11 protein-coding genes are annotated in these 24,161 nt (G+C 63.9%); 10 read left to right on the plus strand and 1 reads right to left on the minus strand.

The annotated features are described in order from the left end of the window. The first annotated feature begins 121 nt into the window (after positions 1–121). The 8 genes from ACQ5SA_RS05505 (at position 122) to ACQ5SA_RS05540 (ending at position 20,117) form a co-directional block, all read left to right on the plus strand. Complete coding sequence (locus ACQ5SA_RS05505; protein ID WP_499313110.1) at positions 122–2,917, plus strand: TonB-dependent receptor plug domain-containing protein; 2,796 nt, start codon at positions 122–124, stop codon at positions 2,915–2,917. Between the two features lie 359 nt (positions 2,918–3,276). Next, positions 3,277–6,084, plus strand: a complete 2,808-nt coding sequence (locus tag ACQ5SA_RS05510; protein ID WP_353098541.1) for a TonB-dependent receptor domain-containing protein — start codon at positions 3,277–3,279, stop codon at positions 6,082–6,084. A 334-nt stretch (positions 6,085–6,418) separates the two neighbouring features. Then, entirely contained in the window at positions 6,419–9,238 is a 2,820-nt protein-coding gene (locus ACQ5SA_RS05515; RefSeq protein ID WP_499313116.1) for a TonB-dependent receptor plug domain-containing protein, read from the plus strand. Between the two features lie 87 nt (positions 9,239–9,325). Beyond that, complete coding sequence (locus tag ACQ5SA_RS05520) at positions 9,326–11,314, plus strand: alpha/beta hydrolase family protein (RefSeq protein ID WP_353098539.1); 1,989 nt, start codon at positions 9,326–9,328, stop codon at positions 11,312–11,314. A 60-nt stretch (positions 11,315–11,374) separates the two neighbouring features. Beyond that, a complete protein-coding gene (locus tag ACQ5SA_RS05525) occupies positions 11,375–12,187 on the plus strand; it encodes an SEL1-like repeat protein (RefSeq protein WP_353098538.1) in 813 nt (270 codons plus the stop codon). 381 nt (positions 12,188–12,568) lie between these two features. Continuing rightward, on the plus strand, positions 12,569–15,559 hold the full coding sequence (locus ACQ5SA_RS05530) for a TonB-dependent receptor domain-containing protein (RefSeq protein WP_499313124.1): 2,991 nt from the start codon (positions 12,569–12,571) through the stop codon (positions 15,557–15,559). A gap of 190 nt (positions 15,560–15,749) precedes the next feature. Then, a complete protein-coding gene (locus tag ACQ5SA_RS05535) occupies positions 15,750–17,855 on the plus strand; it encodes a M13 family metallopeptidase (RefSeq protein ID WP_499313129.1) in 2,106 nt (701 codons plus the stop codon). Between the two features lie 255 nt (positions 17,856–18,110). Next, a complete protein-coding gene (locus tag ACQ5SA_RS05540; RefSeq protein WP_499313134.1) occupies positions 18,111–20,117 on the plus strand; it encodes a M13 family metallopeptidase in 2,007 nt (668 codons plus the stop codon). Positions 20,118–20,181: 64 nt separating this feature from the next. Here the strand turns inward: ACQ5SA_RS05540 and ACQ5SA_RS05545 are convergent, their stop codons facing one another. Beyond that, positions 20,182–21,837 carry a saccharopine dehydrogenase family protein gene (locus ACQ5SA_RS05545; protein WP_499313138.1) on the minus strand — a complete coding sequence of 552 codons (1,656 nt, stop codon included), beginning with the start codon at positions 21,835–21,837 and terminating at the stop codon, positions 20,182–20,184. A gap of 125 nt (positions 21,838–21,962) precedes the next feature. On the opposite strand from ACQ5SA_RS05545, the gene ACQ5SA_RS05550 reads away from it, so the two are divergent. Together ACQ5SA_RS05550 and ACQ5SA_RS05555 are read left to right on the plus strand one after the other, a co-directional pair. Beyond that, the gene (locus ACQ5SA_RS05550) at positions 21,963–22,445 is read left to right on the plus strand and encodes a VOC family protein (RefSeq protein ID WP_353101458.1); all 483 of its coding nucleotides are present in this window, start codon (positions 21,963–21,965) and stop codon (positions 22,443–22,445) included. Further along, positions 22,442–24,028, plus strand: coding sequence for a phytoene desaturase family protein (locus ACQ5SA_RS05555; protein ID WP_353101457.1), 1,587 nt, complete (start codon positions 22,442–22,444; stop codon positions 24,026–24,028). The genes ACQ5SA_RS05550 and ACQ5SA_RS05555 overlap by 4 nt, the downstream gene beginning before the upstream one ends. The last annotated feature ends 133 nt before the right edge of the window (positions 24,029–24,161 follow it).

The raw sequence follows: 24,161 nt of genomic DNA on the forward strand, positions 1-24,161 counted from the left end.
GATTGTTAAGTTCATGTTACGTTCGCTGGGCACTGGTTTTGGGCTGCGTTGCTGGTTCTACAGCACGCACGATGGCGCATGCGCAGTGCCGTACTCGTATTTGCTCTCTGAACGGAACTACATGAAAGACCTTCGCAATTCCGCACGTCGCAACACCCTCGCCGTCGCCTTGATCTCCGCCCTGGTTGCCGCCTCGCCGGCAATGGCCCAGGACAAGGCCACCAACCTGGACAAGATCACCGTCACCGGCTCGCTGATCCCGCAGACCCAGGTCGAGACCCAGACCCCGGTCATGACCATCAGCGCTGAAGCCATCCAGTCGCGCGGCTTCAACAGCGTCGCCGAAGTGCTGCAGCAGTCCTCGCTGACCACCGGCGGCATCCAGGGCGGCCAGACCTCCGCTTCGTTCACCCAGGGCGCTGAAGCCGCTGGCATGTTCGGCCTGAATCCGGGTTACACCAAGTACCTGATCAACGGCCGCCCGATGATGTCCTACCCGGCGCTGTACAACGGCGGCGACGCGTTCAACAACATCAGCGGCATTCCGATCGACATCGTCGAGCGCATCGAAGTCCTGCCGGGTGGCCAGTCCTCCCTGTACGGTTCGGATGCGATCGCCGGCGTGGTCAACATCATCCTGAAGGACCACATGGAAGGCGGCAGCCTGTCCGTGCGTGGCGGCACCACCACTGAAGGCGGCGGCAACAGCTTCCGCATCAGCGGCGCACACGGCTTCTCGGCGCTGGACAACCGCTTCAATGCACTGGTCAACGTGCAGATCGAAAGCAGCAACCCGATCTGGGGCTACCAGCGTGATCTGACCAAGCAGAACAACACCAACGGCTACACCGCACAGCTGCCGTCGAACGACTTCGCCGTCATCGACGCCAAGACCAATGCGCTGTACATGATGGACCCGAGCAACTGCGCCAACGTCGCCGGCCAGTTCGATGGCACCACCGTGCTGGCGAACCGCCCGACCGGCCAGTCCTGCGGTTCGGTGTTCGGCGCAGGCTACAAGACCCTGAAGAACGGCAAGGACAGCGGCCAGTTCTATTCGTCGATGACCTTCGATGTGAACGACAACTTCCAGCTGTTCGCCGACGTGCTGTACAGCAAGGAAAAGACCGAATACACCTCGGGTTCGAACTACCTGTGGTGGGGCACCAAGAGCGGCATGGGTGGCTTCTATGACCAGGCGTCGGGCAAGCTGGTCAACCTGCAGCGCGCGTTCGCTCCGGAAGATATCGGCGGCGAAGGCTACAAGGGCATCCTGAACAACGACAAGAGCCGTTCCTACCAGGTCACCCTGGGCGGCAAGGGTGCGGTCGGCAACTGGGACTACAGCCTGAGCTTCACCCGCGGCGAGTACCGCCTGGATGAAAGCAAGTTCCAGCGCTTCGGCAATGCCATCAACAGCTACTTCGCTGACAAGGTACTGGGCCCGCAGCTCGGCACCAAGGATGGCTTCGGCATCTACAACACCAACTGGGGCGCGTTCTATTCGCCGATCGCGCCGGAAGACTTCGCCGGCTTCACCGGTTACACCACCAACCATGCGCGCACCTGGCAGAACATGGCTCGTGCCCAGGTCACCAATGGCTCGCTGTTCTCGCTTCCGGGCGGCGACGCCGGCCTGGCCGTGGTCGTCGAAGGTGGCAGCGAAGGTTGGGACTACAGCCCGGACCAGCGCCTGCTGGACGGCGATGTGTGGGGTTCGTCGGCTGTTGCCGGCAATGGCCATCGCAGCAACTACGCGGTGACCAGCGAATTGCGCATGCCGCTGCTGGAGTCGCTGACGGTGACCGCTTCCGGTCGCTATGACGCCTTCAAGATCGGAGACAACACCGTCGACAAGGCCACCTACAGCGTCGGCGTCGAGTTCCGTCCGATCGAAAGCCTGCTGTTCCGCGGCAAGTACGGCACCGCCTTCCGCGCGCCGACCCTGCCCGACGCGTTCCAGGGCCGCAGCGGCTACTACGCTGCCAACTCCACCGACTACTACCGTTGCGGCGAGCTGGGCTACGTGCCGGGTAATACCGACGCCTGCCGCTACGCGGACAGCGTCTCGGTCTACTCCGAGCGTGCCGGCAACCCGGACCTGGAGCCGATCACCGCTGACGTCTGGAATGCGGGCATCGTCTGGGCGCCGATGGCGAACCTGTCGATCTCGGCCGACTACTACAACTGGAAGATCGAGAACGAAGTCGATACGGCCAGCACCGACCAGCTGCTGCTGGCCGAGTACTACTGCCGCAACGGCCTGCCGAACGGCTCCTCGGCTACCTGCCAGAACGTGGCTGACTGGGTCACCCGTGATTCGGCCGGCAACCTGAGCTCGCTGTACACCCCGAAGATGAACGTGGCCCGCCAGAACCTGCAGGCCGTGACCGTCGGCTTCAAGTACCTGCAGGACATCGGCCGCTTCGGTTCGCTGCAGGTCTCGGGCAACTACACCAACATGCTGAAGCGTGAAGTGCAGGCGCAGCCGGGTGAGGACTTCCAGGACCTGCTGGGCAACCCGAAGTCGATGTGGAACTACGACAGCTACGCCAAGGTCCGTTCCGACGCGTCGGTGGCCTGGTCGTTGGACAAGTGGACCACCACGCTGTACGCGAACTACATCGGCCACACCCCGAACTACCTGGCGGGCCTGAACGGCTATGAGTACACCCATGGTGCGTCGGGTTACAAGGCAGGCAAGTGGGCTTCGTACACCACCTACAACCTGAGCGTTAACTACCGCGTGCAGGATGACCTGACCCTGTCGCTGATGGTCAACAACGTGTTCAACAAGATGCCCGAGCAGCAGGCCCACAGCTACCAGGGCACCTCCGGCACGCCGTTCAACAACTACCTGTACAACGTCTACGGCCGCACCATGTACGTGCAGGCCAAGTACGACTTCGGCAAGTAATCCCGTCGTTTTCCGGGTTTGATTCCGGACCAGGCCCCGCTTCGGCGGGGCCTTTTTTTTGCCGGCGCATATGCATCGATCAGCGCATGAACATCTCGATTGTTAAATATCCAATGATTTACGGGACATTCATTAAGCCAAACTCGGCAAATTCGTACCAATTTCGTAACGCATTGTTTTTAAATATATTTTTATTAACTCGAAACGAGTGATTGCGAGAGCGCGACAACTCCGCGAAAAACAAGTTAAGCGTGTGTTACGTTCGAAAAACGCCGCCTTTCTGTGTCTGCAGGCTGCTGAACAATCCATGAGTTCCCAGGAAAGGGAAACGCGTCTCTCACGACCACTCGGAGTACCGCATGTCTCGCAATGGCTTCCCGCGTCACCCGCTCACCCGCGCCGTCCTCAGCGGCTTGATCCTGGCCAGCAGCAGCGCGATCGCGCTCGCCCAGGAGAACACCCCTACCGATCTCGGGCGCGTGACCGTCACCGGTTCACTGATCCCGCAGACGCAGATCGAGAACCACACGCCGGTATTGACCGTCACCGCCGAGGACATCCAGACCCGCGGCTTCACCAGCGTGGCCGAGGTGCTGCAGCAGAACTCGCTGACCACCGGCGGCCTGCAGGGCGGCCAGACCTCTGCTTCGTTCACCCAGGGTGCTGAAGCCTCGGGCATGTTCGGCCTCAGCCCGAGCTACACCAAGTACCTGATCAATGGACGGCCGATGCTGTCCTACCCTGCCCTCTACAACGGCAGCGACACCTTCAACAACCTCAGCGGCATCCCGATCGACATCGTCGAGCGCATCGAGATCCTGCCGGGTGGCCAGTCCTCGCTGTACGGCTCGGACGCGATTGCCGGTGTGGTCAACATCATCCTCAAGGACCGCATGGACGGCGGCGTGCTGAACGTACGCGGCGGCGGTTACACCGAGGGTGGCGGCAACGATTTCCGCGTCAGTGGCGCGCATGGTTTCAACGCGTTCGATGACCGCTTCCACGCGCTGGTCAACGTGCAGTACGAGAAGAGCAGCCCGATCTGGGGCTATCAGCGTGACCTGACCAAGCAGAACAACACCAAGGGCTATACGCCGCAGGTGCCGACCAACGACTTCCTGGTCTACCTGCCGGGCCAGCAGAACGCTTACGTGATGATGGACCCGACCCGCTGCGCCAACGTGGCCGGCCAGTTCGGCGGCACCACTGTACTGGGCACGCGCGCTACCGGTGAATCCTGTGGCTCGCCCTTCAGCGCCGGCTACAAGACCCTGAAGAACGGCAAAGAAAGCAGCCAGATCTATTCGTCGATGTCCTTCGACGTCAACGACAACTTCCAGCTGTTCGCGGACGCGCTGTACAGCCTGGAAGAGGTCCAGTACAACGCCGGCTCGGGCTACGCCTTCTGGGGTAGCGATGTCGGCTTCGGTGCGTTCGTCGACCAGGCCAGTGGCGAATACATGAACCTGCAGCGCGCGTTCGCGCCGGAGGACATCAGCGCCGCCGGCTACCGCGACATCATGAGCACTGATCGCAACAAGGCCTACCAGGTCACACTCGGTGGTCGTGGCAACGTCGGCAACTGGGACTACAGCGCCAGCTTCAGCCGCGGCGAGTACAAGCTGACCGAGCGCAGCTTCGCGCGTTGGGCCAACGAGATCGACAGCTACTTCGAAGACCGTGTGCTGGGACCGGTACTGGGCGTCAGCGACGACGGCTACAACATCTACAACCCGAACTGGGGCGCGTTCTATTCGCCGCTGCCGGCAGGTGATTTCCAGACCTTCACCGGCTTCACCTACAACAAGAGCCGCACCTGGCAGAACCTGGGCCGCGCGCAGATCACCAACGGTTCGCTGTTCAAGCTGCCCGGCGGCGATGCAGGCCTGGCGGTGGTGGCCGAAGCCGGCAGCGAAGGCTGGTCGTATACGCCGGACCAGCGCCTGCTGGATGGCAGCGTGTGGGGCACCACCTCGGTCGCCGGCGCCGGCCATCGCAGCAACTACGCGCTGACCAGCGAGCTGCGCATGCCGCTGCTGGAGTCACTGACCGTGACCGCCTCGGGCCGCTACGACGCCTTCAAGATCGCCGACAAGACCGTCGACAAATCGACGTACAGCATCGGTGTGGAATTCCGTCCCATTGAAAGCCTGCTGTTCCGCGGCAAGTACGGCACCGCCTTCCGCGCGCCCAGCCTGTCCGACGCATTCCAGGGCCGCAGCGGCTACTACGCCAACAGTTCGGTCGATTACTACCGCTGTGGCCAGCTTGGCTTCAACCCCAGCGATACCGTGGGTTGCCCGTACAGCAACGAATCGGTGTTCGGCGAACAGTCCGGCAACCCCGACCTGGAAGCGATCACCGCCGACGTCTGGAACGCGGGCATCGTGTGGGCCCCCATCAACAACCTGTCGGTGTCGGTGGATTACTACAACTGGAAGATCAAGAACGAGGTCAACACCCTCAGTTCCGACCAGTTGCTGCTGGCCGAGTATTACTGCCGCAACGGCCAGACCAACAACACCTCGGCCAGCTGCCAGAACGTGAGCGACTGGATCACCCGTGACGGCACCGGCAAGCTGGAGCAGATCTACACGCCGAAGATGAACATCGCCAGCCAGAACCTGCAGGCGGTGACGGCCAGCTTCAAGTACGTGCAGGACATCGGCCGCTTCGGTGCGCTGCAGTTCTCCAGCAACTACACCAACATGATCAAGCGCGAACTGCAGCCGCAGCCGGGCGATGATTACCTGGACCTGCTGCGTGACCCGTACGCGATGTGGAACTACGACCAGTACGCCAAGGTGCGTGCAGATGGCGCGGTGGGCTGGGCGAAGGACAAGTGGACCACCACCCTGTACTTCAACTACATCGGCAAGACGCCCAACCGCATGGCGTACCTGGGCAAGGGCTACGACTACGTGCATCCGTCTGGTTACGAGGCCGGCAAGTGGGGCTCGTACACCACCTACAACCTGAGCGTGAATTACCAGGCGATGGACAACCTGACCCTGTCGATGATGGTCAACAACGTGTTCAACAAGATGCCCGACGGCCAGGCCCACAGCTACGCCGGCAACATCGGTGCGCCGTACAACAGCAACATCTACAACCCGTACGGCCGTGCGGTCTACGTGCAGGCCAAGTACGAGTTCGGCAAGAAGTAAGCCACCCGCACTGCAGCGTTTGAGACCCCGCTTCGGCGGGGTCTTTTTTTGCCCGGCAACCCGCGCCTGACTGAAAAATCTTATAAATCATCAACTTGCCCTAAGACCCAGCAGCATTCAGTGCGCCCACCCTCTTTGCAGATCATGTCTTTATGACGCGCGCATGAACACTTGACTCCGGTAGTTAAGCCCGTGTTAATCTCGCGACATCGGCTTGTGAAGCCGGTAAGCGTGATCTCGATCATCGTTTAAAGGGGCACAAGGATGTCAGGCACCGGCACAGCTCCGGGCAGACGCCACGTGCGAATGGAATGATTTCTAGGGGGTTTCACTCATGACGCATCGGAAGCTGCTCAGCCGCAATCCGCTGAGCTTCGCACTGGCCTCGGCACTGGTCTTCCCGGTTGCCCTTCCCGCCTTCGCCCAGGACGCGGGCGAACAGGAACAGCCTGCCAGCCGCGGCACCACCACCCAGCTGGACAAGGTCACCGTGACCGGCTCGCGCATCAAGCGCGCCGAGGTCGAAGGCCCAGCACCGGTTGTTGTGGTGACCTCGCAGGACATCGAAAAGCAGGGCTTCAACACCGTCTATGACGCATTGAACACCCTGAGTCAGTTCACGGGCTCGGTGCAGAACGAACTGAGCTCCGGCAGCTTCACCCAGAACGCCAGCTTCCTGAACCTCCGTGGCCTCGGCCCCGGCTATCAGCTGGTGCTGATCAACGGCCGTCGTGCAGCTGACTACCCGCTGCCGTACAACAGCCAGTCCAACGCCGTCAATCTGGCCAACATTCCGGCTGCCGCGATCGACCGCATCGAAATCCTGTCCGGCGGCGCGTCGGCCATCTACGGCTCCGACGCGGTGGCCGGCGTGGTCAACGTGATCATGAAGACCAACTTCGAAGGCGATACCGTCACCCTGCGCGGTGGTACCACCACCCGTGGCGGCGGTGATTCCGGCCGGCTGCAGTGGGTTGGCGGCAAGACCGGCAGCAACTGGAGCGTGACGTACGCTTTCGAGGCCATGGAGCGCGAAGCGATCTACGCAAGCCAGCGCAAGTTCATGGACTCCTATCGCGATGATCCGTCGCTGGCCAATCCCGATGATGCGACCGCCATCGAAGGCGTGCGCTTCACCGTCAATCGTGGCGCTGGCGCGATCCGCGAGTGGCCGGCACCGGGCCTGGACGAGATCTGCGGGCGCTTCCCCGATTTCGAAACCTTCAAGTCCACCCCCAGCGCGGCTGCACCGAACCGCTGCGGCTACTTCGGTTACCCGGCCACGCAGACGGTACGCAACTCCGACAGCTCGCAGTCGGGCTACCTGTACGGCACCTTCGATTTCAGCAATGGCATCCAGGCCTGGGGCCAGCTGAGCGCAGGTCGTTCGGAAGCGAAGATCTCCAGTGCTACCCGCTTCTTCCAGAGTGGCGGCTCGCTCGGCATCACCAGCCACTACGACCCGCAGTTCGGCGGCACCGTCGGCAACATCAACCGCTTCTTCACCCCCAGCGAAGTGGGCAACGAGGGCGCACAGAACAACTACACCGAGACCTCGCTTGACGTCGCATTCGGCCTGCGTGGCAACATCGCCGAGCGCTTCGACTGGGATGCCACCGTCTCGCACTCGCGCTATACCGCCGACCAGAAGTTCAACTGGCCGGTCGCAAGTCGCGTGCGTGACTTCTTCTTCGGTCCGCGCCTGGGCACTCGTCCCAATGGGCTGCCGATCTACCGCCTGAATGTCGATCGCCTGCTCAATCCGCTGACTCCGGATCAGGTTGCCGCGTTCAGCGAGACCTACTCCAGCACCGCAGAATCGCAGTCCACGCAGGGCACCTTCACCCTCAGCGGCGACCTCTTCGAACTGCCGGCCGGTCCGCTGGCCATGGCCGGCGTGCTGGAAGGTGCTCACCAGAAATACGACATCTCGCCGGATGATCGCATGCGACAGGACTACACCGGCACTGATGCGCCGATGGGTCGCACCGCCACCGGCGGTGGCGGCAAGCGCAGCCGTTACGCCGCGGGCCTGGAGTTCAGCATTCCGATCTTCAGCACGTTGAAGGCCAACCTCGCTGGTCGCTATGACAAGTACGACGACGCCAGCTCGGTCGACGCCGCTTCCACCTGGATGGCTGGCCTGGAATGGCGTCCGTTCCAGAGCCTGCTGCTGCGTGGCACGCATGCCACCAGCTTCCGCGCGCCGGATATGCATTACATCTTCGCGCAGCCGTCTGGCTTCTTCCTCAACAACGTGACCGACGAGTACCTGTGCCGTCGCGATGGCCTGAATCCGCTGAACAATGATGAGTGCGGCGTCGGCACCGACTACAACTACAGTCTGCAGGGTGATCGCCAGGGCAACCGCAACCTCAAGGAAGAAACCGGCAAGTCGTCCACCGTCGGCTTCGTCTGGGACGTGATGGACCAGATGTCGTTGAGCGTGGATTACTACAACATCAAGCTGGAAGGTGCAGTCAAGGACATTTCCTTCGGCTACCTGATGCGCAACGAAGCGGACTGCCGCCTGGGCAAGACCCGCGACGGAACGCCGGTTGATGGGGCCTCGGCAGCGTGCGACTACTTCCGCAGCCTGATAGGCCGCGAAGGCATCAACCCGGTGCTCGGCGAAGACGAGCATGTGGTCGATTACCACTCGGTACCGTTCAACCAGGCCACGCAGAGGACCTCGGGCCTGGACGTGGCCTGGAAGTACAAGATCGACACCGATCGCTGGGGCGACTTCGACCTGGGTCTGAACTGGACGCACGTGCTGAAGCTGGAAGACAAGGAGTTCCCGGGAAGCCCGACCCGCAACGTGCGTGATCACATGCAGTTCTTCAACTTCCGCAGCCGCATCAACTGGACTGCTGCATGGGAACGTGACGACTGGGCTGCATCGGTGTACGGCTACCGTTGGGGCTCGCTGCCCAACTGGGGCGAGACCGATCGCATCGGCTCGTACGTGATCTGGAACGCCAATGTGCAGAAGAAGATCACCAACAAGGCCACTGTCGGCCTGTACGTGAACAACGTCTTCGACACGCTGCGCCCGAAGGACAGCACCTACAACGAATATCCTTACTTCTACTACGCCTACAGCGCGGTGGGTCGTGAGATCTTCGTGCAGTTCGAGTACAAGCTGAACTGATCGCTCGCTGTCGCATCGAAGAGCCCGGCTTGCCGGGCTCTTCGCTTTGATGTGCATTCAATTGCCTTATTCTTCTGGAGAATGCGTATGAAGCGCATGTTGTCGCTCCTTGCAGTGGCGATGGTGGCGGCCGCTCCGTCCGCGCACGCCGCCGCACCGCAGCAGGCTGTAAAGGACTTTGTCGGCCACGCCACCTATGGCTCGGTCAAGATCTCGCCCAATGGCGAGTACCTGGCCATTACCGTCGACCAGGGTGACCAGGACGTACTGACCGTCATCCGCACCAGTGACCTCAAGCCGATCAAGGTTCACGTATTGCCGGAAAAGAAGAGCATCGGCTCGTTCTACTGGACCAGCCCCGATCGGTTGATGTTCAACGCGGTCAAGAAACTCGGCGGCTACGCCTCGCCGATGTCCACCGGCGAATGGTATGCCGTCAATGCCGATGGCAGCCAGGCGCGACCGTTGATCTACTACGGTACCCGTGACGCAACCCAGCGCGGCAAGGAGGTCAGCCGTGAGCGCTTCTCGCTGCTGGACACCCTCAAGAACGATGATCAGAACGTGATCATGCAGGTCACCTCGGCGCGCTCGGCCGAGGGTGGCAATACCGAGATTGTCCGCCTGGATACCATCAGTGGCCGCCGCACCTCGATGGGCCGCGCACCGAAGGAAAACTGCAGCATCGCGCTGGACGCCGCCAAGGAGCCGCGCTTTGCGATCTGCAGTTCCAGTCGCAACGAAGAAGGTGAGTACGAGGAGCGCAGTGAACTCTATCGCCGCGATGGCAGCGGCTGGACCCTGCTCAATGCCTCCAAGAGTGACGGCAAGCACCTGGATGTGATCACCACGACCAACACGGGCACCGTCTATGCCACCGAGAACGATGGCAAGGCACCGGCCGCGGTCGGCGTGCTCGACACCGCCAGCGGCGCCTTCAAGCCGCTGTTCCAGGACCCGGTTGCCGAAGTCTCCAACTACATCTGGTCGACCGACGAAAGCACGCTGATCGGCGTGGTCACCGAGGCCGGTGCGCCTGCGGTGAAGCTGATCAATGAAGACCACCCCGATGCCGAACTGTATGGCTCGCTGGCGGCTGCCTTCGACGGTCAGATGGTCGATTTCTCCAGCTACACCCAGGACGGCCGCAAGATCATCGTCAGCGTGTATAGCGACAGCAACCCTGGCGAGCTGTATCTGTACGACCGCGATACCGGCAAGGCCCGCTTCCTGATGTCCCGCCGTCCGCAGATCGACAAGAAGAACATGGCGTCGATCAAGCCGTTCAGCATCACCACCCGCGACGGCCGCAAGGTGTTCGGCTACCTCACCCTGCCCAACGGCTCCAACGGCAAGAACCTGCCCCTGGTGGTCAATCCGCATGGCGGCCCCATCGGTCCGCGCGACAACTGGGGATTCAACCCCGAAGCCCAGCTGTTCGCCAACCGTGGCTATGCCACGCTGCAGGTCAATTTCCGCGGATCTTCAGGCTATGGCAAGGCCTTCGAAGATGCCGGCCACCAGCAGTGGGACCAAGGCATCCAGAACGACATTCTGCAAGCTACGCACTGGGCGATCGACAACGGCTACGTCAACCGCGACCGCATCTGCATCTATGGCGGCAGCTTCGGTGGCTACTCGGCGCTGATGGCACCCATCCGCGAGCCGGGTCTGTTCAAGTGCGCCTTCGGCTACGTCGGCGTGTACGACGTGGACATGTTGTTCAAGAAGGGCGACATCCCGCAGCGCGACTCGGGCCTGCGCTACCTGCGCCGCACCCATGGCACCGACCGTGCCGACTGGAACCGCGCCTCGCCGGCCCTGCGTGCGGCAGAGGTGAAGATCCCGGTCTATCTGGCCGCTGGCGCGCGTGACGTGCGTGCGGTGCCGGAACAGACGGAGATGATGAACAAGGCGCTGATCGCCGCCGGCAACAAGCCAGAAGGCATGATCATCCAGAGTGGCGAAATGCATGGGTTTTACGGCGAGGACGCGCGGGTGAACCTGTACACGGAAATGTTGAAGTTCTTCGACCGCCATATCGGTGCTGGAAGCAGCCCGCCCTCCAGCCCCTGAACCTGGCAGTGCCGGGCGCCCCCCCCGTCCGGCCCCTACGATGCGACATGGAACATGCAAATGAGATATCCGCAATGGTTGGCGACCGGTGCCCTGCTCGCAGGGTTGCTGGTGTCGAGCACCTCGCTGGCGCAGGACCCGGCAGCGCCGGATCCCACCCAGGACAAGCTGATGATCACCGCAGGCTTCCTCAACGGCCATCCGGACCTGCGCTTCCGCCTGCTGGCCCTTGAGAAGTACAAGGCCGGCAAGCGCGCCGACGCCCTGCGGTTTTTCCAATATGCCTCGCAGTACGCAGACAAGCCCTCGCAGGCGATGGTGGCCGAGATGCTGTGGAACGGCGACGGCACTACGCAGGACCGTGCGCTGGCCTATGCGTGGATGGACCTGGCCGCTGAGCGGGGGTATGGAGGGTTCCTGGAACTCCGCGAACGCTACTGGAACCAATTGGCGCCGGAAGAGCGCGAGCGCGCGTTGAACGAGGGCGAAGCGATCTACGCCCGCTATGGCGACGCGGCGGCCCAGCCCCGCATCGCCACGGTCCTGCGCCGCGAACGACGCGCAGCCACCGGCAGCCGCACCGGCTTCACCGGCAACCTGCGCATCATCGTGCCGGGGCCGGCCGGCCCGCAGGAAATCGATGGCTCCAAGTTCTACGACGAACGCTACTGGGACCCTGAGCGCTACCAGGCCTGGCACGACTCTGTCTGGAAAAAGCCGCGCATCGCCTCGGTCGACGTCGGCGATGTCCAGCAACTCCAGAAGGACGCCAAGGGCTCGCGCATTCCCGAGGTGAAGCCGCTGCAGGATGTCCCGGAACCGGATGCCGGCAACGAGATGCCCACATTGCAGGACGGCCCGGTCAAACCCTGATCGCCGCACCTGGGTTGGCGACCCAAGTCGGCACACCGACGCAAGCAACGCCGCCTGAACTCCATCAGTGCAACAGCCCCGCGGACTTCGTCCCGGGGCTTTTTGCGTCCCGCCAACCGCCAACTTGCGCAAAATGGAACTTAACACCCCATTCATAATCAACAGAACAAAGACCAAGCGATCGTCACAACTGAGACCAAGTAGCTGTATTTGTTGCAATTTAATTCAGCAAATGAGGATGCGCCGTATCAATGTGTGACGGAACCATGCAATTCCCGTTAAGCGCGTGTTACGTTCGGGTCAAGTCAGGACGACACATGAACATCAACATAACAATCGCATGGAGGCGAGCGTTCTCTGTCCATTAGGGGGATTCACTCGATGACGCACCACCGCACGCCCGGTCGCCACCCGCTGACCAACGCTCTGCTCGCCGGCCTGATGATGGCCGCCGCGGCCCCGGCCCTGGCCCAGGAGGCCAGCTCCGGCAGCAACCCGATCGACCTGGACCGCGTCAGCGTGACCGGCTCGCGCATCGCGCGTACCGGCTTCGTGACCCCCTCGCCGGTCACCGCCATTACCGCCGAAGAAATCCGCGCCACCGGCGCCAACAACATCGGCGACCTGATGGCGCGCCTGCCGGCGCTGAGCCCGACCTACACGCTGGGCAATTCCACCCGCTTCATCGGCACTGCCGGCGTGGGCCTGATGGACCTGCGCGGCATGGGCACCTCGCGTACGCTGGTGCTGGTCAATGGTCGCCGCCATGTCGGCGCGACCTCCGGCTCCTCGGCGGTGGACGTCAACACGATCCCGGTCGAGTGGATCGAACGCGTTGAAGTCATCACCGGTGGTGCCTCGGCCGTGTATGGCGCCGATGCCGTGGCCGGCGTCGTCAACTTCATCATGAAGAAGTCGTTCGACGGTGCCGAAGTGCGCGCCCAGACCGGCATGGCCAGTGAGGGCGGCTTCAACCGCTCCTTCATCAGCGCCTCGGCCGGTACCGACTTCGCCAATGGCCGCGGCAGCGCGGCGATCGCACTGGAATACAGCAAGCAGGACCGCTTTGTCCGCAGCGACCGCGCGATCGGCAACGAATTCCTGGTGTCGGTGCCGAACCCGAACTACGACCCGACCAAGCCCTCCAACGAAAGCAATCCGCAGACCGTCCTCAGCGGCCCGGGCGGCAACCATTCGATCTCCTTCGGCGGCACCTTCACGCTGGGTGCGTTCTCGCCCAACAACAAGGCAACCTGGGGCAACCGTTACCAGTTCAATCCGGACGGCACCTATCGCCCGCAGCGCTATGACGGCGTGATGCCGAGCACCACCAGCTGCGTCAACTGCGACTTCGCCGATCTCAACTCGGTGGCCGATCTGCAGCCCGGCTTCGACCGCAAGAGCGTCAATACGGTCGTCAACTTCGATCTGACCGACAACCATCGCCTGTATTTCGAAGGCAAGTACACCGAGACCGTGTCGGACTTCCTGGCGCAGCCGTCGTTCGACCAGACCCTGCGCATCCAGCGCGACAATGCCTACGTTTCGCCGCAGCTGCGCGCGCTGATGGCCGCCAACGGCGCCAGCCAGTTGACCCTGAGCCGCTTCAACGTCGATGCCGGCCAGCGTGGCGAGCACGTGGAGCGCAACACCCAGCGCTTCGTGCTCGGCGTCGAGGGCAACCTGACCGAGAACTGGACCTACGACGTGTACGGCAACTGGGGCCAGAGCGAAGTCAAGCGCTGGAACCTCAACAACCGCATCAATGAGCGTTGGCAGGCCGGCCTGGACACCGTGGTCGATCCGTCCACCGGCCAGATCGTCTGCCGCACCACGCTGAACCCGAACGCGACCAACCCCAACAACGGCAACCGCGTGTACTCGCAGTTCGCCCGCGAAGGCTGCGTGCCGTTCTCGGTGTTCGGCAATGGCGCGGTGACCCAGGCGGCACGCGACTGGATGAACGTCAAGTCGTTCAACTATTCGCGCCTGCAGCAGTCGGTGTTCAGCGCCTCGCTGGCCAACGCCTCGCTGTTCAGCCTGCCGGCCGGCGACGTCGGCGTGGCCGGTGGCGTGGAATACCGCCGCGAGAAGAGCCGCGAAATCACCGATCCGCTGGCAGCCCAGGGCCTGACCTTCCTCAACGCGATCCCCAACCGCATGGGCAAGTACGACGTGCGCGAGGCGTTCGTCGAAGCCACCGTGCCGCTGCTGGCCGACATCCCGGGCATCTACAACCTGACCATGGATGCGGCAGGTCGCTGGTCCGATTACAGCAGCATCGGCAAGACCACCACCTGGAAGGTCGGCCTGGACTGGACGATCATTCCGTCCCTGCGTGCCCGCGGCACCCTGTCGCAGGCTGTGCGTGCGCCGAGCATCGGCGAACTGTACAACCCGCAGAGCGAGAACTTCGCCACCGTCAACGATCCCTGCAACTACCTGGCCACCAATTCCAACCGTCCCAACACCGCAGCTGATCCGGCCCTGCGCCAGGCCAACTGCTCGGCGCTGGGCGTGCCGGTGGGCTGGGTCGACACCTACACCGCAACCCGCCCGGGCGTCAGCGGCGGCAACCCGAACCTGAAGCCGGAACGCGCGCGCAGCTTCACCTATGGCCTGGTCTGGCAGCCCGATTTCCTGCAGGGCTTCGGCATGTCCGTGGACTACTGGTGGATCAGCCTGAAGGACGCCATCGGTGCAGTGACCGCACAGACCAATGCCACCCGCTGCGTGGATTCTCCGGGCGGCATCAACAACAGCTTCTGCGGCTTCATCGAGCGCGCACCGGTCGGTGGCAAGACCGATGCGGGCGGCCGGACCTTCCCGGAACATTCGATCAGCCGTTGGGTTGCGCTGAACGAAAACCTGGCTCGTTCGCGTCGCGTCGGCGTCGACCTCGAAATGGACTACCGCTTCAAGCTGGCCGAGGGTGACACGGTGATCCGCCTGGTCGGTACCCGCCTGCTGCAGTCGCGTGAATGGGCCTTCCAGGACTTCCCGACCGAGTACGACGAGAACGTCACCTGGGTGACCGACCCGCGCTGGCGCGGTTCGCTGCAGACCAAGTACTCGCTGGGTCAGTGGCGTGCGTCGTGGGACCTGAACTACGTGAGCAGCAACCTGCGCGTGCAGCCGAAGAGCTACCAGGCCAACCCGGGCCAGACCAGCCCGATCCGCAATGGCTCGTACGTCTACCACAACTTCCAGTTCGGCTACCGCTTCCCGGGCGACAAGATCGACGTCTACCTGGGCGTGGACAACGCCTTCGACAAGGATCCGCCGGTGAACTACTTCGGCTCCGACGTCGGTTCGGCGATGTACGACAACATCGGTCGCTACATGTACATGGGCGCTACCTACAAGTTCTGATCCAGCAACACATGCAGTACCCCGACAGACCCGGCTTTTGCCGGGTCTGTCTTTTTCCGGTGCCGGCAAGGCCCCCTTGCGCCCGGCCATGACCTTCGACACCCTTGCAGTGCGGGCCGGCGGCGTATTGTTCGGCCCACGGCCGTCACCACGGCCCTTCCCTGACTCACTCGGCCTGGAGGCCATTCAAGTGACCCGTACTCCCAAGATCGTGCTGCTGACCCTGGCCGTTTCGGCCGCGCTGGTCGGCTGCGGCAAGAACGAAACCCCGGCAAAGGATGCCACCGCCTCCACGCCGGCCGCCGCCGACGCCGCCACCACCTACAAGCTCGACGAGAGCAAGCTGCCGGCCTACAACGCCTTCCAGGCCAGCGATCTGGACAGCAACCTGGACGCCTGCAACGCCTTCGGTGACTACGTCAACGGCAAGTGGCTGGCCGCCAACGAGATTCCGGGCGACCGCACCAGCTGGGGCGCCTTCACCATCCTCGACGAGCGTTCGGTGGCCGTGCAGCACCAGCTGGCCGAGCAGGTCGCGCAGGTCAAGAACCCGGCCGGCATCGAGAAGATCGTCGGCGACCTGTGGGCCACCGGCATGGACGAAGCCAAGGTCAACGCCCAGGGCATCGAGCCGCTGAAGGCCGACCTGGCTGCGATTGATGGCCTGCAGGACAAGGCGGCCATCGCCAACTACCTGCGCACCAGCGCCGCCAAGGGCGAGAACGTGCTGTTCGGCTTCGGCGCCGAAGCCGACTTCAAGAACTCGGCCGTGAACATGGCCTACGCCAGCCAGGGCGGCCTGGGCCTGCCGGACAAGACCTTCTATACCGACGCGTCCAAGGCAGACAAGCTGAAGGCCTACCAGGCCCACGTGGCGAAGGTGCTGGAGCTGTCCGGCGTCGCCGCTGCCGATGCTGCCAAGCAGGCTGAAGAAGTCGTCAAGTTCGAGACCCGCCTGGCCAAGGCCTCCAAGTCCAGCGTCGAGCTGTCGCGCGATGTCTCGCTGTACTACCACCCGGTCAGCCTGGCCGAAGCCGATGCGCTGACCCCGAACTTCAGCTGGACCGAGTTCTTCAAGTCGCAGAACGTGGCCGCGCCGGAGAAGTTCTCGCTGGCCATCCCGGCCTTCCACCAGGAAGTGAGCAAGGCGCTGGGCGACACCGATCCGTCGGTGTGGCGCGCCTACCTGCGCTTCCACACCGTGGACAGCGCCGCGCCATACCTGGCTGATGCCTTCGTGCAGGAAAGCTACGAGTTCTACGGCAAGACCCTCAATGGCCAGAAGGAACAGAAGCCGCGCTGGAAGCGCGTGCTGGGCACCATCGAGAGCGACGCCGGCGAAGCCTTCGGCCAGCTGTACGTGAAGGTCGCCTTCTCGCCGGAAGCCAAGGCGAAGATGGAAGAGCTGGTGAAGAACCTGGCCGCTTCGCTGAAGGAACGCATCCAGGGCCTGTCCTGGATGAGCGAAGAGACCAAGGCCAAGGCCATCGCCAAGTGGGAAACCTTCACTCCGAAGATCGGCTACCCGGACAAGTGGCGTGACTGGTCGGGCCTGCAGACCAACCGCGACAGCTACCTGGGCAACGTGCGCGCGGCCACCGCGTTCAACTACCAGTACAACCTGTCCAAGATCGGCAAGCCGGTGGACAAGACCGAGTGGGGCATGACCCCGCAGACGGTCAATGCCTACTACAACCCGCTGCAGAACGAGATCGTGTTCCCGGCCGCCATCCTGCAGCCGCCGTTCTTCGATGCCAAGGCCGACGACGCGCTGAACTACGGCGGTATCGGTGCGGTCATCGGCCACGAAATGACCCACGGTTACGACGACCAGGGCAGCCGCTTCGGGCCGACCGGCAACTTCGAGAACTGGTGGACCGAAGGCGATTCGAAGAACTTCGCTGGCCTGACCGGCAAGCTGGTCAAGCAGTTCGACCAGTACAAGGTCGACGGCCAGGCCGTGAACGGCAATCTGACCCTGGGCGAGAACATCGCCGACCTGGGTGGCCTGGCCACCGCCTACGACGCGCTGCAGAAGGCGTCGGCCGGCAAGGAAGACGCGAAGATCGATGGCTTCACCCGCGATCAGCGCTTCTTCTTCAACTGGGCCACCGTGTGGCGCACCAAGTACACCCCGGAGAACGCCAAGGTCCGCCTGGCGACCGACCCGCACGCGCCGGCGCAGTTCCGTGCCATCGGTGCGCCGTCGAACCTGCCGACCTTCACCGCGGCCTTCCAGTGCAAGCCGGGTACGCCGATGTCGCGCACCGGCGACGCGCAGGTGGTGATCTGGTAAGCCACGGCTGAGGCCACGGTTTGCCTGCAGAGGCCCGGGATTTCCCGGGCCTTTGTTTTTTCGCGCGGGTGGAGGCCGACCTTGGTCGGCGCATGGCACAAAGCAGCCAACCATGACGCGTGCATCCCGTGCCCGTGCCACCCATCCGGTAGCGCCGGGCCATGCCCGGCAGATGCACCATGACGCGTGCATCCCGTGCCCATGCGCGGCTTGCTATAGTTCGCCCGCCCTCAATCCATCACGGATTCGTTCTACATGCCCAACTTCCGTCCGCTTGCCATCGCCCTGGGCATCAGCCTGGCGACCCTGGTTCCGACCCACGATGCGTTCGCCGCCAAGAAGAAGGCCGCACGCGCCCCGGCCGTCAGTGCGCAGTGCAGCGATTTCTACGACGCCACCAACGCGGGCTGGCTGAAGGCCAACCCGGTGCCGCAGACCGGTGCCGCCACCGCATTGGGCCAGCTGGTCGACCGCAGCCGGCAGCAACAGCGTGAACTGCTGGACGCCTCGATGAAGGCGCCGCAGGGCAACGTGCAGAAGCTGCTGGGCGACTTCTGGGCCAGCGGCCTGGACGAAGCGGCCGTGGAAGCCGATGGCTCCAACCCGATCGCACCGCTGCTGACCCGCATCAACGCAATCAAGAAGGCCAAGGACATTCCGGCATCGATCGCCGCACTGCACCAGGTCGGTATCCCGGTGGCCTTCAACTTCGGTCCCGATGTGGACCTGAAGGCACTGGACCGCCACATCGGTTACTTCATGCAGGGCGGCATGGGCCTGCCTGATCCGGCCTTCTACACCCGCACCGACGCCGACACCGTCGCGTTGATGGGCCGCTACCGCAACTACGTCAAGCAGATCCTCGCTCTGACCGGCACCCCGGCGGCCAAGCTGGACGCCGAGTCGCAGGCGGTGATCGCGCTGGAAACCGAACTGGCGCGCAACGCGCAGTCGCTGGCGGGCATCAACAACCCGTTCAACAACTACGCGCCGATCTCCACCAAGGACCTCAACAGCCGCTACCGCAACCTGCAGCTGGATGCGTTCCTGAAGGCGCAGGGCGTCAACGATGATCTGGTCTCGCTGGCCGATCCGGCGCTGTTCAAGCAGCTCGACGGCATGGTCACCAAGCTCAAGCCGGACCAGTGGAAGGCCTACCTGCGCTGGCGCGTGGGTGACTCGATGGCGCCGTACCTGTCCAAGGCGTACCGCGATGCGGAGTTCGAATTCCGTGGCCGCGTGCTGCGTGGTGAGACCCTGCCACCGCAGCGCTGGGAAAGCGTGTTGGATGCGATCAACGTGGCCGCTGGCCCGATGGTCGGCCGCGAATACGCAGCCCGTTACCTGTCCGCCGAAGACCGCCGCCAGGCGGCATGGATCGTCGACAAGGTGCGTGAAGTGCAGATCGAAGCGGTCAAGAACAACAGCTGGATGAGCGCCGAGGCCAAGACCGAAGCGCAGGCCAAGCTGGCCGCGTTGAAGATCGAAATCGGCACCCCGCTGCGCGACCTGGACTACAGCGTGCAGCCGATGGGCCGTGGTTCGTTCGGCGGCAACATGCTGATCGCTTCGACCTGGCGCCACCGCGAGGAAATGAAGCGCATCGGCAAGGGCAACGCCGACCGCCGCTGGGACGTGCTGCCGCAGCAGCCGTCGCTGGCCTATGACCTGGCGCAGAACCGGCTGATCGTCACTGCTGCGATTCTGCAGGGCCCGGTGTTCAACGCCAAGGCCGACGCCGCGGACAAGTTCGGCAGCTTCGGCGGCCTGGTTGGCCACGAACTGACCCGCGCGATCGACGCCAAGGGTGCGCTGGTCGATGCCAAGGGCGAACTGCGCAGCTGGTGGACGCCGGCCGACAAGACCGCATGGTCCCTGCTCGGCACCCGTGTCGCCACGCAGTACGGCACCTACGAGTTCCCCGGCGTGAAGGGAGCCAAGGTCAACGGCACGCTGACCCAGGAAGAGAACCTGGCCGACATCGCCGGCCTGGAACTGGCCTGGGCCGCCTACACCGCGCAGGAGCCGAAGGCCAAGCCGGCACAGCAGCAGGGCTTCTTCCGCGCCTGGGCCGCGCTGTGGCCGCAGCAGCTGTCGCCGAACGAGGCCGCGCGCCGCCTGACCGCCGACATCCGTGCACCGGGCCGCTGGCGCACCAACGGCCCGCTGTCGAACCTGCCGGCGTTCGGCGTCAGCTTCAGCTGCAAGCCGGGCCAGCCGATGCAGCGTACCGACGCCGAGCAGATCAAGGTCTGGCGCTGAGTGTGATCTGATAGTGGAAACGAAAAGGGCGCCCTAGGGCGCCCTTTTTGATTCGCGCAGGAGATCACCCAGGTTCCAGCACACCCCGGTAATGCACGATGCGCCCCACCAGCGGTGCGGCAATTTCCACGTCGAACACGAATCGCCCGTCGACTTCATACTCGAAGCTGTTGTCCCCCGGCATCAGCGCGCGCGGCAACGGCATGCCCAGGATCGACCAGCGTCGCGGCACCAGTTGCAGCCGCCCGTTGTGGACCAACAACGCCAACGCCACCGAGATCACGCCAAAACGCTCGACCAGCAGTGCTTCGTTGCGCTCCTGCCCCTGCGTCTGCAACGAAGAGAAACGACGGCCGGCAAAGGTCCGCGTCCAGCGCTCGCCGCCCGCCTCCGGGGTGAACTCCACACTGACCGGCACACCGTCACCCGTCGCAGGAAAGCCGAACACCTTCCCCAGCAACTGCGACAGCAGTCCGCGACCACGTTCGACCGATGCCGTGCCGCTCCAGCGCTTGGCTGCAGACGGTGCGTGCAACGCCTGTACGCTGACCGGCAGTTGCGCGTATGCACTGCCCAGCACGCGCTGGTACAGGCTGGCACCCGGCATGTCACGGCGGAAACCGGTATGGATCGTGCGCCCTTCGAACAGCCGGTCGTAGTCGGACAGTTCCAGCGCATGCGTGGCCGCACGCGCACCCGGTGCCGGCCGATCACCAGCCAACTGCTTGCGGATCACCGCCTCGATCGCCATCGACGGAATGTACGGGCCGTCATCGGCCTCGGCCAGCAGGTGCCAGCTCTGTTCGACGCGCGCGCCATCGCGGGTGCCCACCGCACGTACGATCATGCCACCACGATGTTCGCCGAACTTCATCAGGTTCAGTACGGTGTAGAACAACCGCGAGCACGGCTCCAGCGACGGTAGTTTCAGGTGCAGACGCGCCTTCGCCAGCAGGTTCAGCACGCGATGCAGGATTTCCGGCACCGGGCCAGCCCCCATCCAGATGTCGGTCATCGACGGATGTTCGGGGGGCAGCACCTGCAGATCGGGCACATCCACCAACGAGAAATGCAGGTTGCGCAGCGGCAGCCGGCCCGGCACCGCGACGGTAAAGCGGCGACTCTCGGCCAGGCCGATACCGTGCCCATCGCGACCATTGCGACGCAGCTTCACCGGCGAACCGGCATAGCCGACAACCGCACGCATCACATTCAGACCAATGCCGGCATAGGGTGATGGCGCGATGCCGCCTTCCACGCTGACGATGTCCATGTGCGTGGCCATCTCGCGCAGCACCGCCGCGGTCAATACCGGGAAGCTGCTGACGCCCGACAGCACGTAGATGCCGGCCGCCCTGGCCTGCGCGTCGTACTGCGAAACGCCGAATACGAAGTCCGCCGCATCGGCGAAGTCCAGATAATCAATGCCGGCGGCGATGCAGGCTTCGATCGCGCCATAGCGGTGTTCACCGTAGTCCTGGAAAGGACCGGAGGCATCGACTACCAGGTCTGGTCGCTCGGCCCGCAAAGCCGCAACCAGCTGCTGCCGGTCAACCTGCAGTGGGCGCAGCGTCGATTGCCCGACATAGCCTGCGCAGAAGGCCTGCGCCGCCGCCAGGTTGCGGCCACCGATCAGCAGTTCCAGCATCGGCAGGTCCGCGAGCAAGCGGACCAAACGCCCCCCGAACACCCCATATCCACCCAGAATCAGGATCTTCACGCATCGTCCCTGTCGTGTCGTCCAGCCATGGTAGCGCGACGCCGCCAGCTCCCGCAGTGCAGCACGATCCGGCATTAACACGACCCATGCTATCGCTGCGCCTTCGTCCACTGCGGAGCCCCGCCATGGCTCACAAGAACACCATCTGCGTCTGGTACGACAGCGGTGCCCTCGAGGCCGCCTCGTTCTACGCAAAGACATTTCCCGACAGTGAAGTAATCGCCGTGCATCACGCGCCAGGCGACTTCCCCGACGGCAAGCAGGGTGACGTCCTCACCGTCGAGTTCACGGTCTGCGCTGTCCCCTGTGTCGGCCTCAATGGCGGCCCGACCTTCAAGCACAGCGAAGCGTTCTCGTTCCAGATTTCCACCGAGGACCAGGCCGAGACCGATCGCCTGTGGAATGCCATCGTCGGCAACGGTGGCCAGGAGAGCCAATGCGGCTGGTGCAAGGATCGCTGGGGCATCTCCTGGCAGATCAGCCCACGCATGCTGATCGAAGCGGTGACCAGCAAGGACAAGGCGCTGGCCAAGCGCGCCTTCAATGCGATGATGCCGATGAAGAAGATCGACATCGCCACCATCGAAGCAGCGATCCGCAACGCATGACGACGTTGGACACGATCATCGTTGGCGGCGGCCACAACGGGCTGGTGTGTGCGGCGTATCTGGCGCGCGCGGGGCAACGGGTGCTGGTGCTGGAGCGCCGCGGTGTACTCGGCGGTGCGGCGGTCACCGAGGAATTCCACCCCGGCTTCCGCAACTCGGTGGCCTCGTACACGGTGTCGCTGCTGCAGCCGAAGGTGATCGAGGAACTGCAGCTGCATGCGCACGGGCTGCGCATCGTCGCGCGGCCGGCCAACAACTTCCTGCCGTTGCCCGATGGTCGCTACCTGCTGTCTGCACCGGGCCGCACCCAGGCGGAAGTGGCGAAATTTTCCGAGCGCGATGCGCAGGCGCTGCCCGCCTATGAAGCGCGTCTGGAAGTATTTGCCGACGTGCTGCGTGACTGGGCGCTGCGTCCGCCGCCCGACCTCGGGGTGACAGCTGGCTGGCGCGCGCTGCCCGCGCTGTGGCAGATGGGCCGGCTGGGGCGCGAGCTGGCCGCACTTGATCCGGCATTGCGGCAGGAACTGCTGGATCTGTTCACGCTGTCGGCCGCCGAGTACCTGGACCGCTGGTTCGAGAGCGAGCCGATCAAGGCCTTGTTCGGTTTCGATGGCATTGTTGGCAACTACGCCAGCCCCTACACGCCCGGCAGCGCCTACGTTCTGCTGCATCACGTGTTTGGCCAGTGCAACGGGGTCAAGGGCGCCTGGGGCCACGCCATCGGTGGCATGGGAGCGATCAGTCAGGCCATCGCCGCATCCGCGCGTGCGGCGGGTGCTGAGCTGCGTGTCGATGCCGGTGTGCAGAGGCTGCTGGTTGAAGACGGACGCGTGGTCGGCGTCGCGTTGTCCGGCGGCGAGAGCCTGCGCGCAAGTGCCGTGGTGGCCAACGTCAATCCGAAGCTGCTGTACGAACAGCTGCTGCAGCCTGCGCAGGTTCCCGCCACCACCCGCGAACGCATGGCGAACTGGCGCTGCGGCTCGGGCACGTTCCGGATGAACGTGGCGCTGTCGCGACTGCCGGATTTCCGCGCCCTGCCCGGCCCTGGCGACCACCTCAGTGCCGGCATCATCATGGCGCCCAGCCTGGATTACATGGACCGTGCCTGGCTCGATGCACGCCGCGATGGCTGGTCGCGCGAGCCGATCGTGGAGATGCTGATTCCGAGCACGCTGGACGACTCGCTGGCGCCCCCCGGGCAGCATGTGGCGAGCCTGTTCTGCCAGCACGTGGCGCCGGAGCTGCCCGATGGCCGTCACTGGGATGACCATCGCGATACCGTCGCCGACCTGATGATCGCTACCGTCGATCACTACGCCCCTGGCTTCGCCGACAGCGTGCTCGGTCGACAGGCACTTTCACCCTTGGACCTGGAACGGACGTTCGGGCTGATCGGCGGCGACATTTTCCACGGCGCGCTCAGCGCCAACCAGCTGTTCTCGGCACGGCCGATGGTCGGCCAGGCCGGCTATCGCGGCGCCCTGCCCGGCCTGTACCTGTGCGGCGCGGGTACGCATCCGGGCGGCGGGGTGACCGGTGCGCCCGGGCACAATGCGGCGCAGGTGGTGCTGCAGGACCAGTAGATCCACGCCATGCGTGGATGTGGGTACAACCCGCCGCCTGCATTACCTGCTGTTGGTAGGCACAACGTGGCAGAGGTGAGTGCCAACCGAGGTTGGCATCTACCGGCGTCAAATGATCCTTTCCAAGGCGTGC

The organism is Stenotrophomonas indicatrix (assembly GCF_050573115.1).
GTDB classification, from domain to species: Bacteria; Pseudomonadota; Gammaproteobacteria; order Xanthomonadales; family Xanthomonadaceae; genus Stenotrophomonas; species Stenotrophomonas lactitubi_A.

Bases quoted from the DNA above. Each gene is read 5' to 3' on its own strand.
- ACQ5SA_RS05530 (WP_499313124.1), top strand. From the start codon at position 12,569: ATGACGCACCACCGCACGCCCGGTCGCCACCCGCTGACCAACGCTCTG.
- ACQ5SA_RS05520 (WP_353098539.1), top strand. From the start codon at position 9,326: ATGAAGCGCATGTTGTCGCTCCTTGCAGTGGCGATGGTGGCGGCCGCT.
- ACQ5SA_RS05505 (WP_499313110.1), top strand. From the start codon at position 122: ATGAAAGACCTTCGCAATTCCGCACGTCGCAACACCCTCGCCGTCGCC.
- ACQ5SA_RS05555 (WP_353101457.1), top strand. From the start codon at position 22,442: ATGACGACGTTGGACACGATCATCGTTGGCGGCGGCCACAACGGGCTG.
- ACQ5SA_RS05510 (WP_353098541.1), top strand. From the start codon at position 3,277: ATGTCTCGCAATGGCTTCCCGCGTCACCCGCTCACCCGCGCCGTCCTC.
- ACQ5SA_RS05515 (WP_499313116.1), top strand. From the start codon at position 6,419: ATGACGCATCGGAAGCTGCTCAGCCGCAATCCGCTGAGCTTCGCACTG.
- ACQ5SA_RS05540 (WP_499313134.1), top strand. From the start codon at position 18,111: ATGCCCAACTTCCGTCCGCTTGCCATCGCCCTGGGCATCAGCCTGGCG.
- ACQ5SA_RS05550 (WP_353101458.1), top strand. From the start codon at position 21,963: ATGGCTCACAAGAACACCATCTGCGTCTGGTACGACAGCGGTGCCCTC.
- ACQ5SA_RS05525 (WP_353098538.1), top strand. From the start codon at position 11,375: ATGAGATATCCGCAATGGTTGGCGACCGGTGCCCTGCTCGCAGGGTTG.